Annotated in this window: 18 protein-coding genes; 14 read left to right on the top strand and 4 right to left on the bottom strand. The window is 42.8% G+C overall.

Features of this window, described 5'->3' with window-relative positions; genetic code table 11:
- The first annotated feature begins 1 nt into the window (after window position 1).
- From tssA to tssG, 6 genes are all read left to right on the top strand, one after another.
- Window positions 2–1567, top strand: coding sequence for a type VI secretion system protein TssA (tssA, locus tag L1D31_RS00985; protein ID WP_239835239.1), 1566 nt, complete (start codon window positions 2–4; stop codon window positions 1565–1567).
- Window positions 1568–1593: 26 nt separating this feature from the next.
- The gene (gene tssB, locus L1D31_RS00980; protein ID WP_239835238.1) at window positions 1594–2103 is read left to right on the top strand and encodes a type VI secretion system contractile sheath small subunit; all 510 of its coding nucleotides are present in this window, start codon (window positions 1594–1596) and stop codon (window positions 2101–2103) included.
- 9 nt (window positions 2104–2112) lie between these two features.
- A complete protein-coding gene (gene tssC, locus L1D31_RS00975) occupies window positions 2113–3588 on the top strand; it encodes a type VI secretion system contractile sheath large subunit (protein WP_239835237.1) in 1476 nt (491 codons plus the stop codon).
- 62 nt (window positions 3589–3650) lie between these two features.
- Window positions 3651–4061, top strand: coding sequence for a type VI secretion system baseplate subunit TssE (gene tssE, locus L1D31_RS00970; RefSeq protein ID WP_239835236.1), 411 nt, complete (start codon window positions 3651–3653; stop codon window positions 4059–4061).
- Window positions 4062–4078: 17 nt separating this feature from the next.
- Window positions 4079–5827, top strand: a complete 1749-nt coding sequence (gene tssF, locus L1D31_RS00965) for a type VI secretion system baseplate subunit TssF (protein WP_239835235.1) — start codon at window positions 4079–4081, stop codon at window positions 5825–5827.
- Window positions 5824–6822: a type VI secretion system baseplate subunit TssG gene (tssG, locus tag L1D31_RS00960; protein WP_239835234.1), complete on the top strand. Its 999-nt coding sequence runs from the start codon at window positions 5824–5826 to the stop codon at window positions 6820–6822. Before tssF ends, tssG begins: the two co-directional genes overlap by 4 nt.
- Before the next feature lie 85 nt (window positions 6823–6907).
- Here tssG and L1D31_RS00955 read toward each other — a convergent pair whose 3' ends face one another.
- The 3 genes from L1D31_RS00955 to L1D31_RS00945 are packed head-to-tail and all read right to left on the bottom strand — an operon-like array spanning window position 6908 to window position 12131.
- Window positions 6908–7360 (bottom strand): Lrp/AsnC family transcriptional regulator, encoded by a 453-nt coding sequence (locus L1D31_RS00955; RefSeq protein WP_239835233.1) that lies wholly within the window; start codon window positions 7358–7360, stop codon window positions 6908–6910.
- 38 nt (window positions 7361–7398) lie between these two features.
- Window positions 7399–10794, bottom strand: coding sequence for a type VI secretion system membrane subunit TssM (gene tssM / locus L1D31_RS00950; protein ID WP_239835232.1), 3396 nt, complete (start codon window positions 10792–10794; stop codon window positions 7399–7401).
- A 2-nt stretch (window positions 10795–10796) separates the two neighbouring features.
- On the bottom strand, window positions 10797–12131 hold the full coding sequence (locus tag L1D31_RS00945; protein WP_239835231.1) for a type VI secretion system ImpA family N-terminal domain-containing protein: 1335 nt from the start codon (window positions 12129–12131) through the stop codon (window positions 10797–10799).
- Window positions 12132–12620: 489 nt separating this feature from the next.
- Here L1D31_RS00945 and L1D31_RS00940 point away from each other — a divergent pair, with 489 nt between their 5' ends.
- Genes L1D31_RS00940 through icmH form a run of 5 tightly spaced genes read left to right on the top strand, consistent with a single transcriptional unit; the run spans window position 12621 to window position 17245 of the window.
- Window positions 12621–13223 (top strand): hypothetical protein, encoded by a 603-nt coding sequence (locus tag L1D31_RS00940; protein ID WP_239835230.1) that lies wholly within the window; start codon window positions 12621–12623, stop codon window positions 13221–13223.
- Between the two features lie 12 nt (window positions 13224–13235).
- Entirely contained in the window at window positions 13236–14627 is a 1392-nt protein-coding gene (gene tagH / locus L1D31_RS00935; protein ID WP_239835229.1) for a type VI secretion system-associated FHA domain protein TagH, read from the top strand.
- Window positions 14620–15120, top strand: coding sequence for a type VI secretion system lipoprotein TssJ (gene tssJ / locus L1D31_RS00930; protein ID WP_239835228.1), 501 nt, complete (start codon window positions 14620–14622; stop codon window positions 15118–15120). Before tagH ends, tssJ begins: the two co-directional genes overlap by 8 nt.
- An 11-nt stretch (window positions 15121–15131) precedes the next feature.
- The gene (gene tssK / locus L1D31_RS00925; RefSeq protein WP_239835227.1) at window positions 15132–16457 is read left to right on the top strand and encodes a type VI secretion system baseplate subunit TssK; all 1326 of its coding nucleotides are present in this window, start codon (window positions 15132–15134) and stop codon (window positions 16455–16457) included.
- Window positions 16454–17245: a type IVB secretion system protein IcmH/DotU gene (icmH, locus tag L1D31_RS00920; RefSeq protein ID WP_239835226.1), complete on the top strand. Its 792-nt coding sequence runs from the start codon at window positions 16454–16456 to the stop codon at window positions 17243–17245. The genes tssK and icmH overlap by 4 nt, the downstream gene beginning before the upstream one ends.
- A gap of 26 nt (window positions 17246–17271) precedes the next feature.
- Here the strand turns inward: icmH and L1D31_RS00915 are convergent, their stop codons facing one another.
- Window positions 17272–17979, bottom strand: coding sequence for a TetR/AcrR family transcriptional regulator (locus tag L1D31_RS00915; RefSeq protein ID WP_239835225.1), 708 nt, complete (start codon window positions 17977–17979; stop codon window positions 17272–17274).
- 805 nt (window positions 17980–18784) lie between these two features.
- Here L1D31_RS00915 and L1D31_RS00910 point away from each other — a divergent pair.
- The 3 genes from L1D31_RS00910 to L1D31_RS00900 are packed head-to-tail and all read left to right on the top strand — an operon-like array spanning window position 18785 to window position 21152.
- A complete protein-coding gene (locus tag L1D31_RS00910) occupies window positions 18785–19525 on the top strand; it encodes an SDR family oxidoreductase (protein ID WP_239835224.1) in 741 nt (246 codons plus the stop codon).
- Between the two features lie 11 nt (window positions 19526–19536).
- Window positions 19537–20745 (top strand): acetyl-CoA C-acetyltransferase, encoded by a 1209-nt coding sequence (locus L1D31_RS00905; protein ID WP_239835223.1) that lies wholly within the window; start codon window positions 19537–19539, stop codon window positions 20743–20745.
- Between the two features lie 59 nt (window positions 20746–20804).
- Complete coding sequence (locus L1D31_RS00900; RefSeq protein ID WP_239835222.1) at window positions 20805–21152, top strand: phasin family protein; 348 nt, start codon at window positions 20805–20807, stop codon at window positions 21150–21152.
- Window positions 21153–21205 lie beyond the last annotated feature (53 nt).

Genomic DNA, 21205 nt, shown 5'->3' with positions numbered 1-21205 from the left:
GATGTCTGAAGAAATTAATACGCTCCTTGAACCAATCAATGATGCTTCGCCTGCGGGTGAAGACGCGCGCTATGAGTTCAGCTTCGAAATGATGGAAGCTGAAGTCAAAAAATTCGGCTCTTTGTTTGGCGAAACGGTCGATTGGGCTGTGGTTCAAAATCATGCAACCGAAGTCATCACTAAGTACAGCAAAGATTTTAAAGCGATGTGTTACCTGACGCGTTCTCTTGTTGAAAGTGAGGGCTTACAGGGGTTAGAGCAAGGCCTCTCATTGCTGGCCGAGTCGTTGGTTCGCTTTGGCTCTGATTTATACCCGCGCAGAAAGCGCGGCCGAGACGGTGCTGTAGAGTGGCTTAATCATCAGCTCAAACTTGCTCTGCCTAAGCTACCGAACGAGCAACTTTCATGGGATGCGCTATCACGTTGTAATGATGCAGTGGAAGAGATTCAACGCCATTTTGATGAAGTATTCCAAGATTCTGAGGCGGATTTCTTTGAATTGCGTAGTGAGCTGAACCGTCTACTTCAATCCGCAGGAGTTGACGAGACACATGCGGTATCTTCTGAGCCAGAGGCTGAACAGGCTCCAATTGAAGTTTCACAACCTAAACCTGAAAGTCAACCTTCACCAGAGCCAACGCAAGCTAAGCCTATAGTTGCTAAACCAAGTACTGTGAGACCTGTAAGTCGACCGCAAAGAGAAGTGGATGTCGACACCGACTTTTCTTCACCTACAGCTTCTAAACGAACGCTGAAAAAGGTAGCAGAAATGATTTTGGGCTCCGAGCCTGAACTGCCGCTCTCTTACCGTATTCACAGACATTTGACTTGGTCAGACATCGAAGAGTTGCCAGACCATCAGAACAATGAAACGCCTTTAATTCTTGCTGTGTCTCAGGACAAACAATCCGAATATCGAGACAAAGCAAAGCAAGAAAGTGATATTGATACTATTAAACGACTAGAGCGTACTTTGACCGATGCGCCTTTCTGGCTTACAGGTCATTACTATGTTTATCAGATGCTCAAAAATTTGAGTCTTGAAGAGGCGGCGCAAGCAGTATCTGAAGAGGTTAAAGCTTTCGCCCAATCTTTACCGGGCATTGAGGCTCTGTCATTCAAAAATTCGATTCCATTTGCCAACGAAGCAACGGTTGAGTGGCTTAATAAAGCAAGCTCATCAACGTCCAGTGCAGGTCAACAAATGTTACCTAGTGTGGTCGTGCAAGAAGGCGATTTGGTGTCAATGGACGATGTTACTCTCGAAAACTTGGGAGAACGCGTAGCTGAAGTTGCACAAAACCTAGAACTAGATAGTTCTGGGCGAGGGCAGTTCATGCTGCATTTACAAATCGTGAAAGCTTACCAAGCTGTTGGACTTTACGCGCTCTGTTTACCTTATCTTGAAAAGTTATGGTCTATCAGGGACGAAATGCGCCTGAGCAGCTGGGAACCACACCTTTCTTTGCAATTAGATGAATTAACTCAAAAAATTCTGAAGCAGCTGTATCCAAGCAAGGAGCTGTTGCCTGCAAAGTTTGAGGAGTGGGAGTCAATCTATAACTAACTACACAATTAGATAAGGAACTAATTATGTCACGCGATGGCTCGGTAGCTCCTAAAGAGCGAATTAATATCCGTTATGTTCCAGCAACTGGTGATGCGCAAGAAGACGTTGAACTGCCGCTGAATATGATGGTTGTTGGTGACTTTACAGCACGCTCTGATGAGACACCAATCGAAGAACGTACGCCAATCAACATTGACAAAGACAACTTTGACGAGGTTTTGGAAGGCTACGCGCCAAATCTAAAAGTTAACGTTGAAAACCGTCTTACTGATGAAGAAGGTGCACAGCTTGGCGTTGATCTAACGTTTACGAACATGAAGGACTTCTCCCCTGAGGCGATTGCTAAAAGTGTTCCAGAACTAAACAGCCTACTAGAGCTTCGCGAAGCACTGGTTGCGTTGAAAGGCCCACTAGGTAACGTTCCTGCTTTCCGTAAGAAGATCGCTGCCGTTCTTCAGGACGAAGAAGCTCGTAAGAAACTACTAGAAGAACTCAGCCTTGGTGAGAGCCAAGATGCTGAAAAGGCTGAATAAGAGGGTATTATGACAGCAGAAGCACAAGCTCCAGAACAAGAAGCGGCGTTAGCCGAGTCTGGTTCTCTTCTGGACAGCATTCTTAATGAAACACGACTAAAGCCAAGTGATGAAGGTTTTGACGTAGCCAAGCGTGGTGTTGAAGCGTTCATCGGTGAACTTTTAAGCAATAACTCTGCTGAGAAAGTTGACCAATCCTTGGTTGATCTTATGATCAGCGAGATTGATCAGAAGTTGTCTAAGCAGGTAGATGCCATTCTTCACAACGAAGAAGTGCAAGCTATCGAGTCTACGTGGCGTGGTCTTAAGTACTTAGTTGATCACACTGATTTCCGTGAAAACATCCTTATTGAATTGATTTCAGCGAAGAAAGACGAAATGCTGGATGACTTTGAGGATGCGCCTGAAGTAGTGAAATCTGGCCTCTATAAGCAGATCTATACGCGTGAATATGGTCAATTTGGTGGTAAGCCAGTGGGTGCAGTTATCTGTGATTACCAGCTGACTTCTTCTAGCCCAGATATCAAGCTTATGGAATACATGGCAAATGTTGGTGCAATGTCACATGCACCATTTATTACGTCTGCCTCTTCTAAGTTCTTTGGTCTGGATAGCTATGAAGAGCTACCAAACATGAAAGATCTTAAGTCTGTATTCGAAGGGCCACAATACACGAAATGGCGTGGTCTACGTGAACATGAAGATTCACGTTACCTAGGCCTATGTACTTCTCGCTTTATGCTACGTAACCCTTACTCGGTTGCAGACAACCCAATTAAAGCGTTTGATTACGATGAGCTAGTGACTGACGACCATAACCACTTCTTATGGGGTAACTCTGCGTACGCAATGGCATCTAAGATCAGTGAATCTTTTGCTAAGTACCGCTGGTGTCCAAACATCATTGGTCCTCAAAGTGGTGGCGCGGTATTTGACTTGCCAGTATACAACTATGAGTCAATGGGCCAGATCGAAACCAAGATCCCAACAGAGATCCTAGTTTCTGACCGTCGTGAGTTCGAACTAGCAGAAGAAGGCTTTATCGCTCTGACGATGCGTAAAGGTTCAGATAATGCTGCGTTCTTCTCAGCAAACTCTATCCAGAAGCCTAAGGTTTATGCGAATACGCCAGAAGGCAAAAACGCGGAAATGAACTACAAGCTGGGTACACAGCTGCCGTATATGTTCATCATCAACCGTCTTGCTCACTACATCAAAGTGCTACAACGTGAGCAAATTGGCTCTTGGAAAGAGCGTTCTGATCTAGAGATCGAACTAAACAAATGGATTCGTCAGTACGTTTCTGACCAGGAAAACCCGCCAGCAGAAGTACGTGGTCGTCGCCCACTTCGCGCTGCGAAGGTTGAAGTCTCTGACGTTGAAGGCGATCCAGGCTGGTACAAAGTATCAATGTCTGTTCGTCCGCACTTCAAGTACATGGGTGCAAGCTTCGATCTGTCTCTAGTTGGTAAACTGGATCAGTAATCAGAGTGTTTATTTAAGTTTCGAGCGGCCAGCTTTGCTGGCCGCTCTTTTTGGGATTCAGTATGGAAAAAGGTTATCGCTTACTCGAACGCATAGAATTGGGTGAACCCAAAAACTGCTACGAAAAAGTTGTATCTCATAAACATCTTATCGAATCGATTCACATTCATCTCGCAGATCTGCTTAATACGCATGCCGGGAATGCAATGATAGACAATGATTATGGTCTTCCAGACTTCAATGATGTTCTAGCCAGTCAGTCAAACCTTGTGCGTCATATTCAGCAGAACATTCGCACCACTATTTATAAGTTTGAGCCTCGGCTAGGCAACGTCGAAGTGACCTACAGGCAAGACTTTCATAATCCCTTACAGCTGAGTTTTGGCATCACTGGTGAGGTTTCCCACAACGGTGGTCAGGTACCAATGTCTATCAATGTGTTCATGGGCGTTGACGGTAAGTTTAACGTGTAAACTCAGGAGAAATCTTCGTGAGCAGCAGTAAATATTTTCAGGATGAACTTTCTTATCTCCGTGAAGCAGGGAGTGAGTTTGCAAAATATCACCCTAAGTTAACGAACTTTCTGGGAGAAGGCGTTTACGACCCAGATGTCGAACGTTTGCTGGAAGGTTTTGCCTTTCTAACCGGACGTATTCGAGAAAAAATTGATGATGAACTGCCGGAGCTAACTCAGTCTTTAATGACGTTGCTTTGGCCTCATTATATGCGTTCGGTACCGTCGATGTGTATTTCTGAACTCTCCCCGCATGTTGGGGGAGTGACGGAAAAAACAGTCGTGAAGCGAGGTGTTGAAATGGCCAGTGAACAGGTTGAAGGGACGCAATGTCTATTTCGTACCTGTTACGATGTTGCTCTATATCCGGTCAGTATTACTAATGTCGAGCAATCTAATAGCCGTACCAGTTCTAATGTTGATGTGACCATTGCGGCAGAATATGGGCAAGAGTTATCTAGATTGAAGATGGACTCGCTGCGATTCTATTTGCATGGTGAGGTGCATATAACGCGTACTTTATATTTATGGTTGTTTCGCTATCTCGATTACATTGAGCTTGATGTAGGAGGCGGTTACAAGCATAAATTGCCTGCAAGCAATATAAAGCCTGTGGGTTTTGGCGATGATGAAGCGATTCTTCCTTATGGCGCTAACTCGTTTTCTGGGTATCGTTTGCTTCAAGAATATTTTTCTTTACCAGAGAAGTTCATGTTCTTTGATGTGACCGGTTTAGAATGGTTGAGTGGTATTCCTCAGCGTTCAACGGTCAAAGTCTCGTTTGTGTTTAAGAGAGCGTTACCTTCTGAAGTGGTGTTAAAGAATAAACATTTACGCTTGCACTGTACGCCGTCTGTCAATCTATTCCATAAAGATGGTGATCCTATCCGTTTGGAACACCGTCGAAGTGAATATAAAGTTCGACCACAAAGCAGTAACCAAGAGCATTATGAAGTGTACTCGATTGAGAATGTAGAGACATGGAGTAAAAACGAACGCAGTCGTAAGAAGCTTATCGAGTTTGAATCGTTTGAGCATCAGATCAATCAACGTGACAAAAGAGAATTCTATAAGACGAAAGTCTCTGAGCGAGTCAGTGGTCGTGGTTTGGAGCGCTATATCTCTTTCCATACCCATAACAGTGATATTGCAGATTTAGGCTCAGAAACGGTATTAATGAAGTTGACGTGCAGTAATGGCGATTTGGCAGAGCGTTTGTCTGTCGGCGATGTGACTTATACGTCGCACAATTCACCGACATATGCGAGCTTTACAAACATTACCAAACCAACTCAATCGGTGAGCCCACAGGTGAACGGAGAGTTGCAATGGCAATTGATTGCCAATATGTCGCTAAACTACCTTTCATTAGCAAATATTGATGTACTTAAGGTGCTTCTATCAACGTATGACTTCCATTCCCGAGTGGACCGTCAAGCCCATCGTGCATCAATACACCGCCTAGATGGAATCAAGAAAACGGAAATGAAGCCAGCAGACAGGGTATTTCGAGGCACGGCGATTCGAGGAACTCAGTTCACTCTGACGGTCGACTCTACTTACTTTGTTAATGAAGGTGATATGTTCTTGTTGGTCAGTGTATTGAATGAGTTCATTCGTTTGTATTCCAGTTTAAACTCGTTTACAGAGCTGGAAGTCTTCGACGAAAAAACGGGTGAAAACTATCATTGGCCAAGCTTAGCTGGGCAGCAAACGGTTCTATGATTAATCAAATTGAACAAGAAACTCATGAGTTTGGTTTTTTTCAAGCAGTTTCGTTGCTAGAAAAGTATTACCAATTTCAAACAGACTTTACCTACCAAGGGATCGGGCAAAATAAGTACATTGCGCAGGAGCATATTCGCTTTAGTGTTTCGCCGAGCTTAGCTTTCCCGAAAAGCGACATTGATTATGTTTCACACTATGAAGTGGAGGGCAATCCCTACTCACGCGTAGAAGTGACTTTTCTCGGGCTTCACGGCTCGAGCTCTCCTTTGCCTTCTTCTTATACGGAGAAGTTGGCAGGACGTGATGATGAAGATAATCCAGTTAAACAGTTTTTTGACTTTTTCCATAATCGCCATATTTCATTGGTGTACCGTGTTTGGAAGAAGTATCGCTATCATATCCAGTATCTGAGTGATGCTAAGGACCCATTCTCAGGGAGGATGTTGCACCTGTTAGGGTTATCCTCCGTGATGCAGGAGGCAGAAGTCAGTGAACTGGATAGAGCCAAACTGCTCTCATACGTCAGTCAGTTATCGACCCGGACTCGCTCACCAAAGTTGATATCCGGTATTGTGGCTCATTACTTTAGCTTGCAGAATGTGACTGTCGATGAGTGGATATACCGACGTGTGGCAATTCATCAGTCGCAACGCAACAAATTGAACCATATGAATTGTGTCTTAGGGCATGATTTGCACCTGGGCAAAACACTTCCTGACCTTGTGGGTAAATTCCATCTACGTATTGAAGACATTGACTTTTCAACCTATCAAACATTTTTACCCGGTAGAGGAAACTACAAAACTCTTATTGGCTTAATGCAATTTATATTAAGAGATCCGTTAGCTTGGGATCTGATTATGAAGGTGAAACTGGATACGATTCCTAAAAACGAACTAGGGCGGGGTGAAGGTAATCTATTGGGGCAAACAGTTTGGTTGGGTCAGCCAGAGCAAAAAGATGCTTCAATTAAGCAAATTGGTCAGTTATAAGTAAGCCGTTATGGTCGACAGCAATAAAAACCCGCGATATTCGCGGGTTTTGTTTTAATGTGTCCTACTCAAGCTTTGATAAAGATTAGCGTCGGATAGGTTGATGCAATACCACGGTGTTGTTTAGTGACTGAATGCCGTTAAACGACTCGATTTCATTACACAGGGTATGTATCGACTGAAGATCTGGCGCCTCAATGAGAGCAATAATATCGTAAGTGCCACCGACAATACTCGTCAGCCTCACTTCAGGAAGCTCTTTAAGAGCTTCCGTGACATTATTCTTCTTACCTTTCTCACAGGAGATTAGCAAGTAACTGGCTGCAGATCTGCCTTCTTGCTCAACTCTGATCTGTGCGGTATAGCCTTTAATTACACCGGTTTTCTCCAGTCGACTGATACGTTCAGCCACTGCTGTACGTGACAAGCCAATATTTCGCGATAAGTTCGCGATTGACTCTCGGCCATTAGACAAAAGGTTAGAGAGAATTTTCCGATCGAGTTTGTCTAATCCCTGAAGGTTAGTAGTTGACATCATATATCCTGCCTTACGTTGTTTTTATATGTTTACTTTTTTTATAGGTTGATGGTTTCTGGTAGAGAGAAGTTATACAACTCTGCCAAGGTAAATGGGTTCCTTTGCGAAAGTGGCTTCACTCTTAGCTTCAGGTCGCGACCTGAAACAGTGATATCACTAACAAAACTACCATCATGTTGATTTGTTAGTGTGGATTGGCCTAGTAGTCTGTATATCGCCCACTGGCCACTCTTGCTCAGTACGTATTGTTTGCCCTCATCAGTTACATCTTGAATTGTAATACTCACGTTGAAGTCACCACTCTTAGGCGGCCACTCAAGTTCCCTAATACGACTTGGTCCGTGGTAGTAGCTCATCTGAGAGTCTGCGACTTTAACCGTTGCTCGAATGGCGCTGGAGTCTAAGTCGAGAATCTTAGTACTAAATGGGATGTAGACACGGTTAGTACTTTTATTGATCAAGGTATCACGAATCACATTGTAGTTTTTGAGTTGCACCAGAAGTTCAGGTGTCAGTGGCATAGTTTCGCCTTCAACCCGTTTTGGTGTCCACAGGTTAGTGTCGTAGAAAGACGCCAGGTTTTTTTGAATGAAGGTATCAATAATACCACCTGTCGAGAACAGCAGCTCAAAGTCTTCAAGTGCAATTTCCTCTTCAGCATTCAAATCAAACGGATATTTGTTCAATGCTAATTCACGATATTTGGTGTAAACCTCGCTATACCATTGAGTCTGAACGCCTTTTGCTGACTCGGCAATCATCACTGACCAGCTTTGCTGAACCATTCCGAGTAACCAACTGCGTACTGGTTCTGGCGATTTTTGGGCAATTTGCTTCAATCGAACAATCGGATCAGCTTCTGAACTTTTCATACGTGAGCGTGCAGCTAGCAAAGAAGCCATTTGTGGATCTGGAGAGTCCGCAATGTCTTTCATGTAAGTACGTAGGTTGCTCAGCGCAGTGACAATTTCATCCCATGGAGTAGGAGAGTTAGGCGTTTCATTGATCTGTAGTTGATTCAACTGGAAGAATGCTTGCTCGACACGTTGCATTAGCAGGTAGTCAGGTTGTACAAATTCTTCAGCAGAGTCAGTAAGTTTATCAATTGCTTCAGTTGCCGCTTTAGGCACTTTATTGGCTAATAGCTCTTTTTCGCCAACCGGAGAGAAGTGCGTATTTGAGTAAACTTGCTTCAATACAGTCGTCAGTGGTGAAGATGGACCTGAAACTAGATCGATAGCGTTCGTTAGCTCTCCAATTGAATGATATTCCTTGACCTTAAGTTCACTCAACGCATTACGCCAGTAATTGATGTAGTCGTCGGTGTACTTTTTACGAATTTGGTCTTTAAATGCTTCGTGTTCTTCTTTCGTTGGGGTGACATTTTTAGACAGGCCCAATACCCAGTTATTTGTGATCACGTCTTTTGACATCAGATCGATACGAGGACGATAGAAAGTGCTAAAGCCAGTGGCGGTGTAAACTTTGCTAATATCAAGAAGATCTTGGTCTATTTGGTCATTAAATACATTGTTAAAGTCGAAGCCTACGGCACGTTCAAGGTTCAAAGTGCCTAAGTCAATAGTGCTCGCTTGGTTAATCAATTGGGCGTAAACCAAATCGACATTGGATTCAGCTAATAGGTTACGGCGAGTTGCACGGACGATGTCCATATTAATATTGACGGGTTCAAAATCTGTTCTGAAATAGGCATTCAAGTACTTCATCGCTGTACTGACCTGTTCAGAGTCACCAATCACCTTGTTTAGAGTTGACTGTGTCTGTGCGGTCATAAAGGGTAAATCGCGTTTACTCTTTTCTTTGAGCATCAGATAGCCCTTAAGTATTGGAAGTGCTTGAATTGGCTTATCTTGATACTTAGTCAGCTGGACACGATAAGTTTGTTCAATGACAGGTACCAGTTCTTGCTGAATTGAATTCAGAAGGGTTTGGTACGCCATTTTAGTCGCTGGCTCTAAACGGCTGACATTAAGAGAAACAAGCTCTTGATCTAATGCTTCGCTACCTTCAACCCAAGCATTATATACGGGCTGAATTTGAGTGATGGCGTAGGCCAATTTCTCGTCAAGTAAGCGAGTGCTGTTCGCTGATTGAGCATCCGTTTCAATGTTAAGAAGTTGGTAAATCACTCGAAGGTTACTATCAAGAGTTGTACCGAGTAGATAAGCACCACCTGCCAGAAATACGATGGAGGCAACCATAGCTAAGCGACTCTGACGCAGGATTCTCTTAAGGTAAGTCTTATTCTCGCCAGCAAAATCAGCCTCAGGAAGGATCTGAGACTCAATCAGGAAGCGCGTAAAATAGGGCGTTTCAGATAGCTGAGTGTGTTCGGATGCAATAATAGGTAGGTTGAAGTATGTGCTACAACTTTTTGCGAGTAGATTGTATTTGCGTCCGCCTTGAAGGCATGAGGAGAAGAACAACTCGCGCAGATCAAGGAAGTAGGCACCACGATTAACTTCACTTAGCCTTTGTACCACGTATTCAACTTCTTTCTGACATATCTCAAGTTGTTTAGGGAACGACAGAATCGCTTGTTTTTCCGTGGTATCGTTAGATTGAGAGGTAGAGTCCAGAGCATTCTTCTCAATGACTTTTACTAAATTGCTAAAGCTGTCACGGTAGTAGTCAACTAACACGCCTTTGGAGTCTTTCAGCGGAATAGAAAGGTACTCGACATTGTGTTTTAGTGGGCTGAGCTGAACATACTCTTTAAAGCCTTGCAATTTATCGAGCTTAGATACCACCATATAAACAGGCAGAGCAGTGTTTGTACGGTCACAGATCGAAGTGATGCGCTCTATCAGAGCGGTAAGCGCGTAATCAATTTGTTCTTCTTCAGAAATGATTAAAAACTCAAGGTCAGTAAAGAACAAACACCCCGCAAATGGTTTACGTGGGCGGCTGCGAATAACTTCGGAGACCATGGTATCCCACAGTAATGAGTCTGCCGCTGAAACCTCTTGAAATACCAAGCGTTGATCTGGTTTGAGGTATATCGCTTCGTCAGATTCATACCACTCGAAAAAGTCGTTTTTTGTAGTTCGAGACGTATCAATAGATTTAATGGCATTTGAACTGAATAAGAATTGCTTTTTGCCCGCAGCTTTATTACCTATCATCAAGTAGATAGGCTTTTTCTTTGAGCTGATAAGCAGGGGTCTTAATACTAAGCTTAGAGCTTCTTCTTCAGTTTCGAGTTGCTGGTCACGGCTTTGTTTTCTCTTCTTAACGAAAAGAGTGATTTGATATACACAAAAGACTAAGACAATGACTGCAAGACAAAGGTAGAAAATTGTTTTAGAAACAACTTCGGGGAATAAAAAGTGTACTGCAGTTAAACCACCTACCAATACTAGCGCAAGTAAAGTGGATAGGAATATCGGATGACGTATTATATTTTTTAGCATAGTTATTCAGCCACTACTTGGTTTGATGTTTGATTTTCTTGGGTTGCTTTTAATTGAGCGATCTTATGCAGATAAACATTTATAAGAATGAGTGAGCGATCCAGCTCTTCTGTGTTGTTTGTTTTTTCTGCATACTCAATGCGCCCTAATAGCGGGAATAATGAATTACTGTACTGGTAAGCGAGCTTAGTATTCGTGTCACCTGAGTCTAGTTTCAAATTGGCGATTGCAGTTCGCGCTCGTGAAAATCGAGAGCTGATATCAGTGAAGTCTTTTTCTAATTGATTCTTCACTCTTTGTAGCTCTGTGGAAAGTACTTGAACGGATGAGGAGTCAGAATATAGCTCTGAGAGGTTATCTGTAAGTTGAATTAAGCTTGATATTTGACCGATCTTTTCTGGTGATTTCTCTAAATCATAAACAATAGTATCGATAGTACTAATTAAGGGTTCTTTAAGTTTATTGAGAGTATCTTTATTCTCTAGCCTCAAACTTTCAGTCACTTGGAGGAGGGTTGGGATATTGTTTGAAGCAATCTGTTGCTTGTAGCTATTTAGCATCTGTTCTTTGTGCAAATAGTAAGCGCTGAGTGAAAATATAAATAAGCCAACAACGAGTGCTATTGTCCAAACGGTAGCGCGACTTTTTTCTGCTTCTGTTGGTATTGGGGGGGCTTTTTCCGTCATCGGCGGCTTGACATTGACAGTAATACCACCTGGAACGGAAGTGTTAGCGGCGCTTTGGGTCGGCTCCTTTCTCTCATGAGCTTTTCTTTGCGCCTCTTTCTTATCTTCGAGTTCTTTTATCTCATCGATATATTGGCTAAACAGTCGGCGGATAACACCTAGTGAGGGGGCTTTGTGACCGTAGTGGAGTCTGAGCTCTTCTTCGATTCGTAAACATACTCTGTGGCCTGCTTCAAGGATAGGTCGATCTTCAACACCAATATTGAATTGTTTAACACGTCTTTCGGCATGTTCTATTAACCACTCAAATGCGCCCATTCTCGCGCTGGTTTTAGACACCTCAGGAAACGATGATGACCAGTAGACAACGCATAAATCTAAAATTGAATTTAGCCCGTCAACAAAGCCACTTAAACCGTCATTATGCGCAGATGCAACGGCATAGTAACAACCGCAACGCAAATCTTTACTTTTATTCTTAAGAATATCTTTAGATAGTTGTTGGACTTTTTTCCATGAAACTCGTCCAGTTACCTTGTTGATATTATTAATCTGCCGTTTAATTTCCTCAAACTCTTCGAGATTGTTTGGGTTTACTCCACAAGGAGTGAGCTCGTCCACTGGCCGCCGAGCAAAGTCTGAAAAGTACATTAAATCCTACCCAAATGACGTTAATTATAAAAAGTGTTTTGTGTCTTATTTAGTAATTCTTAATTATCACGAGGAGGATTTTACGTAGGAGAAAAGTAATTTGTAGATAAGATATTGCTTAAAGCTAATTAAAGTTCATTAAATGTGACCGCTATCGTTTACTACTAAAGTTTAATTGAGAGAAGAGTAAATAGTGGTGGTGTTTCATATTTACAGTATGGTTATTTATTGTCCATATTATACAGGCAAATGATTGCAATTTCGGATTTGCCCTTTCTACTCATCATTTCGAGTTAAATATTGAGACTGTTGGTTGAATTTTGACTAATAGTTGAAATGTCCATTTTGATAGGAAAAAAGAAGTTAACGATAGGAGAAAGAACATAATTGTGTGGGGATTTTTTTTCGCTATTGAATTTGTTAGTTAGCCTGCTATTTTGCTGAATCTTTAATTTATCTTTTGACTTTAGACCTTTTGAGGATAAAAGGATGAACAAGTTAAGTCGACTGGGCTTACTCGCATTGGCATGTACTGTGTCAACGGTGGCTAACGCGAAAGGGGAGCGCTATGGTGGCTCCATTAATATGCTGAGCATTGACAGCATCGAATACAAAGAAGGAACGAGCGGCACAGTTGACGCGTTGAGATATGGTTTTGTCCACACTCGACCAATCGATGAAGACAACAACCGCTGGAGATGGTGGTTAGGGTTCAATTATATCAATGAATCTATTGATGCGCCTGCAAACGGTATCTATCAAGAAGTAACCAACTACGAGTTACGAATTGTGCCCCAATATGCTCTAGGCAGTTGGTCTATTTTTACACCTTATATTGGTGCAGGTTTGTCAGCTGGTTATAGCCAGTATTCGAATCGTTGGGTTGTGGATAGTGATGGATTTAAATATGGTTCACAACTTGAAGATATTGATCAGTTCGAAGCGGGGGCTGTAGCGACAATCGGTACTGTGATCAAGTTAGGCAGCAACCCGGATGCACACCTCCAGATTATCCCGCAAGCTTCGTATATTCTACCGGTATACAACGATGGCCTTGGTGGTGTTGAGTTCACAGTGTCACTTCTTTTCTAGAGGATAAAAGCTTTGTTAGAGCGCTTGGTTATAGTCATATCAAAGCATCCTGAAGAATACACGGGAGCAAAGTTCGTAGAGTTACCAGAAAGTGGTGGCTCTATTGGCCGCAACCCAGGATGTTCAGTTCCTTTGGTTGACCACAATCGTTATATTTCCAGTACTCACTGCTTAGTGAGTATTTATGGTGATGCGTATTATATTAGTGACGTCAGCACCAATGGAGTCATTGTCAATGGAAATAAACTGCTTAAAAATCAACCTATTCCAATCCATGAAGGGGATAGTATTGTATTAGGGCAGTATGAATTATCAGTCAGCGTAGAACGTACTGCTAATACTGCGGATATTGCATTCGATATTACCCCTGACCGAGATACAATGGATCCGCTCGTTAATCTGGATGAAGTGCCTGCAGAGCTTGAGCAACAGGGGCCGTTGGAAGAAATTTTCCTTGAGACAAAACCTGACGAGTCCGACGCCTCTGACCCAATGACACACTTGGATTTCTCACTTGATAGAAGCGAAGAGCATCTTATTCGTTCAGAGGAAGAAGAGCTTGAGCAGTTTGTTGTGGCGAATGAATCAGCACGTCAAATGGTCGATGACAGCCTAAGTGTTTATTCAGAGTTTGATGCACCGAGTCTGATTCCTGAAGACTGGATGGCTGGTGTTGATGCTCAGCCTAAACAAGTGGAAAATACAGCACCACCTGTAACACCGCGCCCACAACCCAAGAACACGACAGCTTCAGTACCTGCGCAGCAGCAATCCACCGCATCAGTGCCAAGCGCAATAAAAGTCCAGAGCGAGCAGTGGGAAGAAGTCGCACCTAAAATTGAGTCGCAACCTTCTGAAGGGCATGATAGACAAAAAGGTGCGGTGACTCCTGAGCATTCACACAGCGATTTGTTGTCTTCGTTCAAGAAAGGTCTGGGTGTGACTGATGATGAACTACTTGATGCTGATCCTCGCCTGTTCGAACAGATGGGGATTTGCCTACGTTTGTGCATGACAAAACTGCAGCATGAGCTTGTTGAAATTGAAGAATTGAAGCAATCTCATACGCCCGCTGATACCGATTTGATCAGCTTAATGTTGGATCTAAACAAGCAAAGTATGTTGTCACCCAACGAACTTGTAGAGCAAATGTTGGATGAAATCAGCGAGCATAAGTCTTTATATGAGCAAGCTCTTAATAGCTATGTTCAACAAAGTATCAGCCAATACGATCCAATAATCTTTGAGCAGAAGAGCGAGAACAAAGGTTTTCTGGCCAGACAAAAATTGTGGGACACGTACAAATTGCACTATTTGGAGAGTTTAAAAGGTGTACACGGAGTGGGCACGAAAAAACTCGTTCAAGAAAATTATAATCGACTCTTAAAAGAAAAATATGCGTAAACTTATCGTCCTTTTCTTATTCTTCTCCTTAACTGGTTGCTCAATGTGGGATCAGTTCAAGGAGTCGAGCGGCATTACGCCGGAAACCTCATCTATTGAGTTGATCATTGAAGCTTCACCTCAGTTAAATCAGCGTGATGGAGGGCAACCTTCTCCAGTCATTCTTCGTATTCATGAATTAACCTCTCCAGTATTGTTTCGTAATTTGGACTTCTTTGCCTTATTCGAGAATGACAAGGCGTCACTTGGTGATGAATACATTAAACGTTATGAGTACCAGCTAAAGCCGGGTGAAAAAATCCATGAAGTGCTTGTCCTTGATCCCGCGACAAGAGCATTGGGGTTTTCAGCGGCTTTTCGTGACATTAATGGCTCGTCGTGGCGAAAAGTCGAGTTAATTGAAGAAAAATCGGAATACTTCTTAAAACTGAAGCTAGAGGGAAGCGAGTTGTCGTTCAACTCTACGCGTGGAATTGAGCAAACTTACTTTTAAGGAACAACGAAATGTCATTATATAATCCTGTAGTGTGGCAAGATGGCATGTTCATGAAACCACAACACTTCCAGCAATTTGATCGTGCTCAGACGAAACTAAGCACCATGCTGTTTGCCAGTAGTACACCACTACACTGGGGTGTGAATCGTATCGAAATCAATACAGAATTACTGACTCAAGGAAAAATCGCTGTTACCCGAGCGGTAGGTGTTCTTCAAGATCGGACGCCGTTTGATTTGCCCCTTTTGGCTGAGGTGCCTGACGTCAAGGAAGTTGACCCGTCAATTACCGATAAAGTGATTTATCTGTGTTGTCCGCTGCCTTCTGAACGAGAAGAGTTGTTTGGTTCTGACAAAGACGGTGCTCGTTATATTGTGCGTCATCAGGATGCTGTCGACGCGGTATACGAAAGTGAAGACACGGCTAATATCGCGGTCGGACAACTTAAGTTTCGGTTAATGTACGAAGATGAGGATCGTAGTGCTTATACTGCAATTCCGATTCTTAAAGTCTCCGAAGTAAAACCAGATGGCAGTGTTGTACTGGATGATCGTTACATTCCAACTTGTATTGATATCAATGCATCAGAAGTACTCAGCAAGTTCACCAGTGAATTCGCTTCGATGTTAAAGCACCGCGCGGAATCGATTGTGGAACGCCTCGGTACCGTTGACCAGCAAGGTGTATCAACGGTCTCTGATTTTATGCTGTTACAAGCGCTCAACCGTTATGAACCTCTATTCTGGCATTTTTCAAGTGTTGAAGGTGTTCATCCTGAGTCACTGTACCGTATCTTGCTTCAGGCGGAAGGCGAGCTTTCAACATTGTGCTCTGCTTCTCGTAGACCGCCTGAATTCATAGAGTATAACCACGGTGATTTAACGAGTTGTCTGTCGCGTACGTTGGAGAATGCGAAGCGCACATTAAGTGTAATGTCCGAGCAACGTGCAATACCATTAACGCTGCAAGAGCAGAACTTCGGTATTCGTACAGCGGTAATCCCTGATAAGAAAGTGGTCGAAACCGCGACCTTTATTTTGGCTGTCAAAGCAGACGTCACCCTTGATGTCCTTCATACTCAATTTGTTAGTCAGACCAAGATTGGGTCTATCGATAATATTCGTGATCTCATCAACTTACAGCTTCCTGGTATCGGTATTAAGCCAATGCCAGTTGTACCGAGAGCGCTCCCATATCATGCAGGTTATACCTATTTTGAGCTCGACAGAGCAAGTGAAGAATGGGCGGCATTAGAAAGCGCATCGGCGATTGCAGTACATGTTTCTGGAGACTTCGCTAATCTATCGCTACAGCTATGGGCAGTTAGAGCATGAGTTACATAGATAACGATGTAACCGTTGTATTGTTCCAGCCAGAGCCGGGTAAGCCAATGGAGGTGATGCCCGCGCCTGACTTGTCGAGAAATATCGCGGTTAAAGACCCGAATATCGAGAAAATGGGTGTCAACCCGCTGGTAGATCAGTTTTCTTGGTTAATTGCCAGCCTGTCATGCATGTCTTCTATTCCTTGGCTCGAAGATCCTATGCCGTTTCGGGAGCAGATTGCTCGTGAAATACGCAAGGGAGAACGTAAGCTAAATGAGATGGAAGTCGATCGTGCATCAATATTGGTTATCCGCTATTGCTTATGTGCTGCAATTGATGAAGCAGTATGCCGTCAAGAGTGGGGATCAAACAGTAGCTGGAGTCAAAATAGTCTGCTTGCTGAGTTTCACAATGAAACTTCAGGTGGTGATAAGTTTTTTACTATTCTTGAGCGTTTGAAAGCAGATCCGCGTCGTTATCGATACGTCATCGAATTGCTTTACCTTCTTATTCAGCTTGGCTTTCAAGGAAAGTATGGCCGAGAAGAAAGAGGGCAGGAAAAACTTGCCGATATTGCCAATACAATTTATCGCCTCATTAAAGATGAAAGGTTAGCGGAAAACGAAAAAGTATCCTTGGTGAATCTTAAAGCCAAATACCTAAAGCAACCTTTGAAGCGAGTTATACCTCCAAGAGTGACATTAGGTGTATCAGCGATATTGTTCTCCATTATGTATGCGGCGACGTATTTTATTATCGATACTAACTTCCAGAACCTGTTAAATAATTTTCAATAGATAAAGTCTGCTTAGCGCAGACTTTTTTATCGCTCACAAGTTAGATCAAAGACTAACTCTTCAACTTTATCCGGTGTAAGCATATCTGTTTGTGGAACTTGAAAGCGACATGCCATCATCTGATTGAACATATTCCAATGCTTTAGTAAGCACTGTGAATAGTCCTCGGTTTCATCCCTCCAGGTTTCTCGCATGAATGGTTCGAGGCTAGCTGCCCCGTGTGCAAACATAATCATTTGCCATTTGATTTCCCAGATTTTTATCGGAGTGTTGGGGAATGCTTGATTATAGTCATCAGCAATGCGGTTGACTAACGCTTCCAGCTCGCCTGAATGGTCAATGAAGTAGTCAAAAAGTGTATCTTCTTGACGTACGGCATCGGCGATAAGTTGTATTGGTTGCTTGAAGGTCAATAGATGGGCGAGAAGCTGAACAGAAAACAAGTACAGCTTTATGTTCGGATTTATACCCTTGGGCATATTATTGACGATGGTATGAATATAAGCCTCTATATAGCTATGTAATCGGTCACTGATTGCGTGCCAGATTTTTTCTTTGCTACCAAAGTGATGACGAATCAAACTGTGTGAAACTCCAGCTTTTTCACTGATATTACGTAGTGAGACACGTTCATAACCAAGCTCGCAAAATAGTTTAGTCGCAACCTTCATGATATCGCACTTCGTCTGCTCGGCATCTTGGGCGCTACGGCGGCCTTGTTTTTTTTCTAGCATTTTCTTTTTCAATTACTTACGACGCGGTATTTCTATCAGAAATCTAACCGCTTTTCATCTCTTAAAGCACGAAAATATTCATACCATAAACCTATAATGCATGCGGTAAATAAGCGCAGGGCGCAGACGTGTAGCTAACTAGCCGTGACAAACACATTACTAAACTCTGGTCATCCCTGAGTTAGAAGCGACCTCAAATAGCGGTTGGGGGCATGGTATGTTTTAGGTTCTACAACGGTGGTGAGTTATAGAATAAGTATAAAATATTTAGAAAGGATTATATTTTAAAATACATTTAGAGAATTTTAATATATTCCAAAATTAATAGGATGTATTTTATTTAATTATTAGAATTGTAAATTCCATAAAGTGCATACTGAAAACTAAACGTCATAGGAAATTGATTGTTTTGTCATGACAATATCAACCTATCTGCAACAAAAATAGTTGCTTTTTAAAAGGTGATAAAGACTGATGAAATAGGTGTAAGCAATGAAAATTCAAGCTAAAACAGTGTTTTATACACTTCTGATAAAAATGAGATTTAATTTAATTCATTTAAAATCAATGGTTTATATAAAATTAACACTTATATAACATTTCATTCCTTATGAGATCTCGTTCAACATTATGCAACTAAACTCAAAAAGTATTTGAACTGTAACATTAAGAGTTTAGTTTTATTTATCAGAACAAGGACAGAAAGTGCCTTACTGAAATATTACTAATAACGTTGGTTGGTGTTTGGCTTGAACACCAGTTAGTGGCGAATAAATTTAATTGCTGTTAAGAATGGAGTCTCTTAATGAAAAAAGTCGCTTTGATCACGGGATCAAAAGGCGGAATTGGTTCTGCAATTTCTTCTCAACTAGTGAACGATGGCTATCGTGTAATCGCTACCTATTTTACTGGTAACTATCAGTGCGCTCTGGATTGGTTTAACGACAAAGAATTCAACGAAGATCAAGTCCGCTTGTTTGAGTTGGATGTCACAAACACTGAACAATGTGCTGAACGTTTGGCTTTGCTATTAGAGGAAGAAGGCACGATCGATGTTGTTGTGAATAATGCAGGCATTACTCGTGATGGTGTGTTCAAGAAAATGACCGCATCAGCTTGGAAAGATGTCATCGAAACAAATCTCAATAGCTTGTTTAATGTTACGCAACCCTTGTTTGCTGCGATGTGTGAAAAAGGCAATGGGCGAGTCATTAATATCTCTTCAGTCAATGGTCTCAAAGGCCAGTTTGGTCAGACAAACTACTCTGCAGCGAAAGCCGGTATGATCGGTTTTTCTAAAGCGCTTGCAGCGGAAGGGGCAAGAAGTGGTGTCACTGTTAACGTGGTTGCTCCAGGCTACACGGGCACGCCAATGGTGGAGCAAATGAAGCCAGAAGTGCTGGAGTCGATTAAAGCTCAGATCCCGATGAAGCGTCTTGCTACACCAGAAGAGATCGCTAAGTCTGTATCATTTCTTGTCAGCGATGCGGGTGCATATATTACGGGTGAGACATTGTCCGTAAACGGCGGCTTATACATGCATTAAGGGTGAGTGTGATGGAAAAAGTTTATATTGTTGCCGCAAAACGCACACCAATCGGTGCATTTGGCGGAACATTAAAAGACATTGCAGCAGGAAACCTAGGTTCAATTGCTATTAAGGCTGCATTGGAACAAGGTAAGGTAAGCCCTGAACAAGTTGATGAAGTGATTGTCGGCAACGTGGTTGGTGCAGGGCAAGGCATGGGAATTGGTCGTCAGGCCGCCATCTATGCTGGAATCCCTGAGACTGTGCCTGCCTATACACTGAATATGGTATGTGGCAGTGGCATGAAAACCGTCATGGACGCGGTCAGCCACATTCGCTCCGGTGATGCATCTGTCGTCGTCGCCGCTGGTGTAGAGGTGATGTCTCAAATTCCTTTCATTGTGCCCAGCAACATTCGCGACGGCCACAAGATGGGCAACATGAATCTAACGGATCTGCTCATCAACGATGGCTTAACCGATGTATTTAACCAATACCACATGGGTAAAACGGCTGAAAATGTTGCGCGAGAAGTGGGCATTAGCCGTGAGCAGCAAGATGAATATGCTCTGGCTAGCCAAATGAAAGCAGTGGCTGCGATTGAAGCGGGCAAATTCGTTGATGAAATTGTTGCGGTGGATGTGAAAAAACGCAAAGAAACCATTGTGTTCGATACCGACGAGTATCCTAAAGCAAGTGCTACGCTAAGTGGTTTAGCAAAATTGCGCCCAGCATTCGATAAAGAAGGGACGGTAACGGCTGGGAATGCTTCTGGTATCAATGACGGTGCGAGTGCCATTATCGTTGCGAGCGAGAGTGCGGTTCAACAACATGGCTTAGAACCCATTGCGGAAATAGTTAGCTACGCGCAGTCCGGTTTAGACCCGCAGATCATGGGATTGGGGCCTGTTGAAGCTGTGACGCAAGCTTTGAGTAAAGCGGATATTACCACAGACGATATACATGTTTATGAGTTGAACGAAGCGTTTGCCGCTCAAGCGCTTGGTGTTATCCATAAACTCGCACAAGAGCACGATGTATCTGTTTCTTCGATTTTAGATAAAGCCAACGTAAATGGTGGTGCGATTGCTCTTGGCCACCCTCTGGGTGCATCAGGTAACCGTATTTTGGTTTCTCTTGTACACGAGCTTAACCGAAGCAATGGGACTTATGGTGTCGCTTCGCTATGTGTTGGTGGCGGTATGGGAACGGCTGTCGTTATTAAATCAATCGCTTAAATTCAATTCGAGCCTGAATTTTAGCTAAATTAAAATGGAATTAACCCAGGAGTAAGACTATGTACACTGATTTTTTCAAATCTTTCACAGACCAAACTGAAAAAAGCCTAGAGCCCTACGTAAAATTCAACAAACTTGTGACTAAGAACGTAGAAGTGTTAACAGAGCTTCAGCTAAATGCTATCCGTACTTACAGCGAAATGGGCCTAACCCAAATGAAAGCGGCAAGTGAGATTAAAGATGTCACTTCTCTGACTGCATTCAACAGCCAGCAGCTTTCTGTACTTACAAAGCTCTCTCAGCAAATGATGGATGACAGCAACAAGCTACAATCTATCGCTAAAGAGTTCAAAGATGATGTTGATCAGCTTACTACGGAAAACCTTAAGACAGTGACTCCCGCATAGCACTGACTTGTTTGCCGCCGAGAGGCGGCATTTTTTCCGATCATAGGAGTAGC

This window comes from Vibrio sp. Isolate23, from assembly GCF_022398095.1.
Classification (GTDB): Bacteria; Pseudomonadota; Gammaproteobacteria; order Enterobacterales; family Vibrionaceae; genus Vibrio; species Vibrio coralliilyticus_A.
This window is presented reverse-complemented; position numbering and strand designations above follow the sequence as displayed.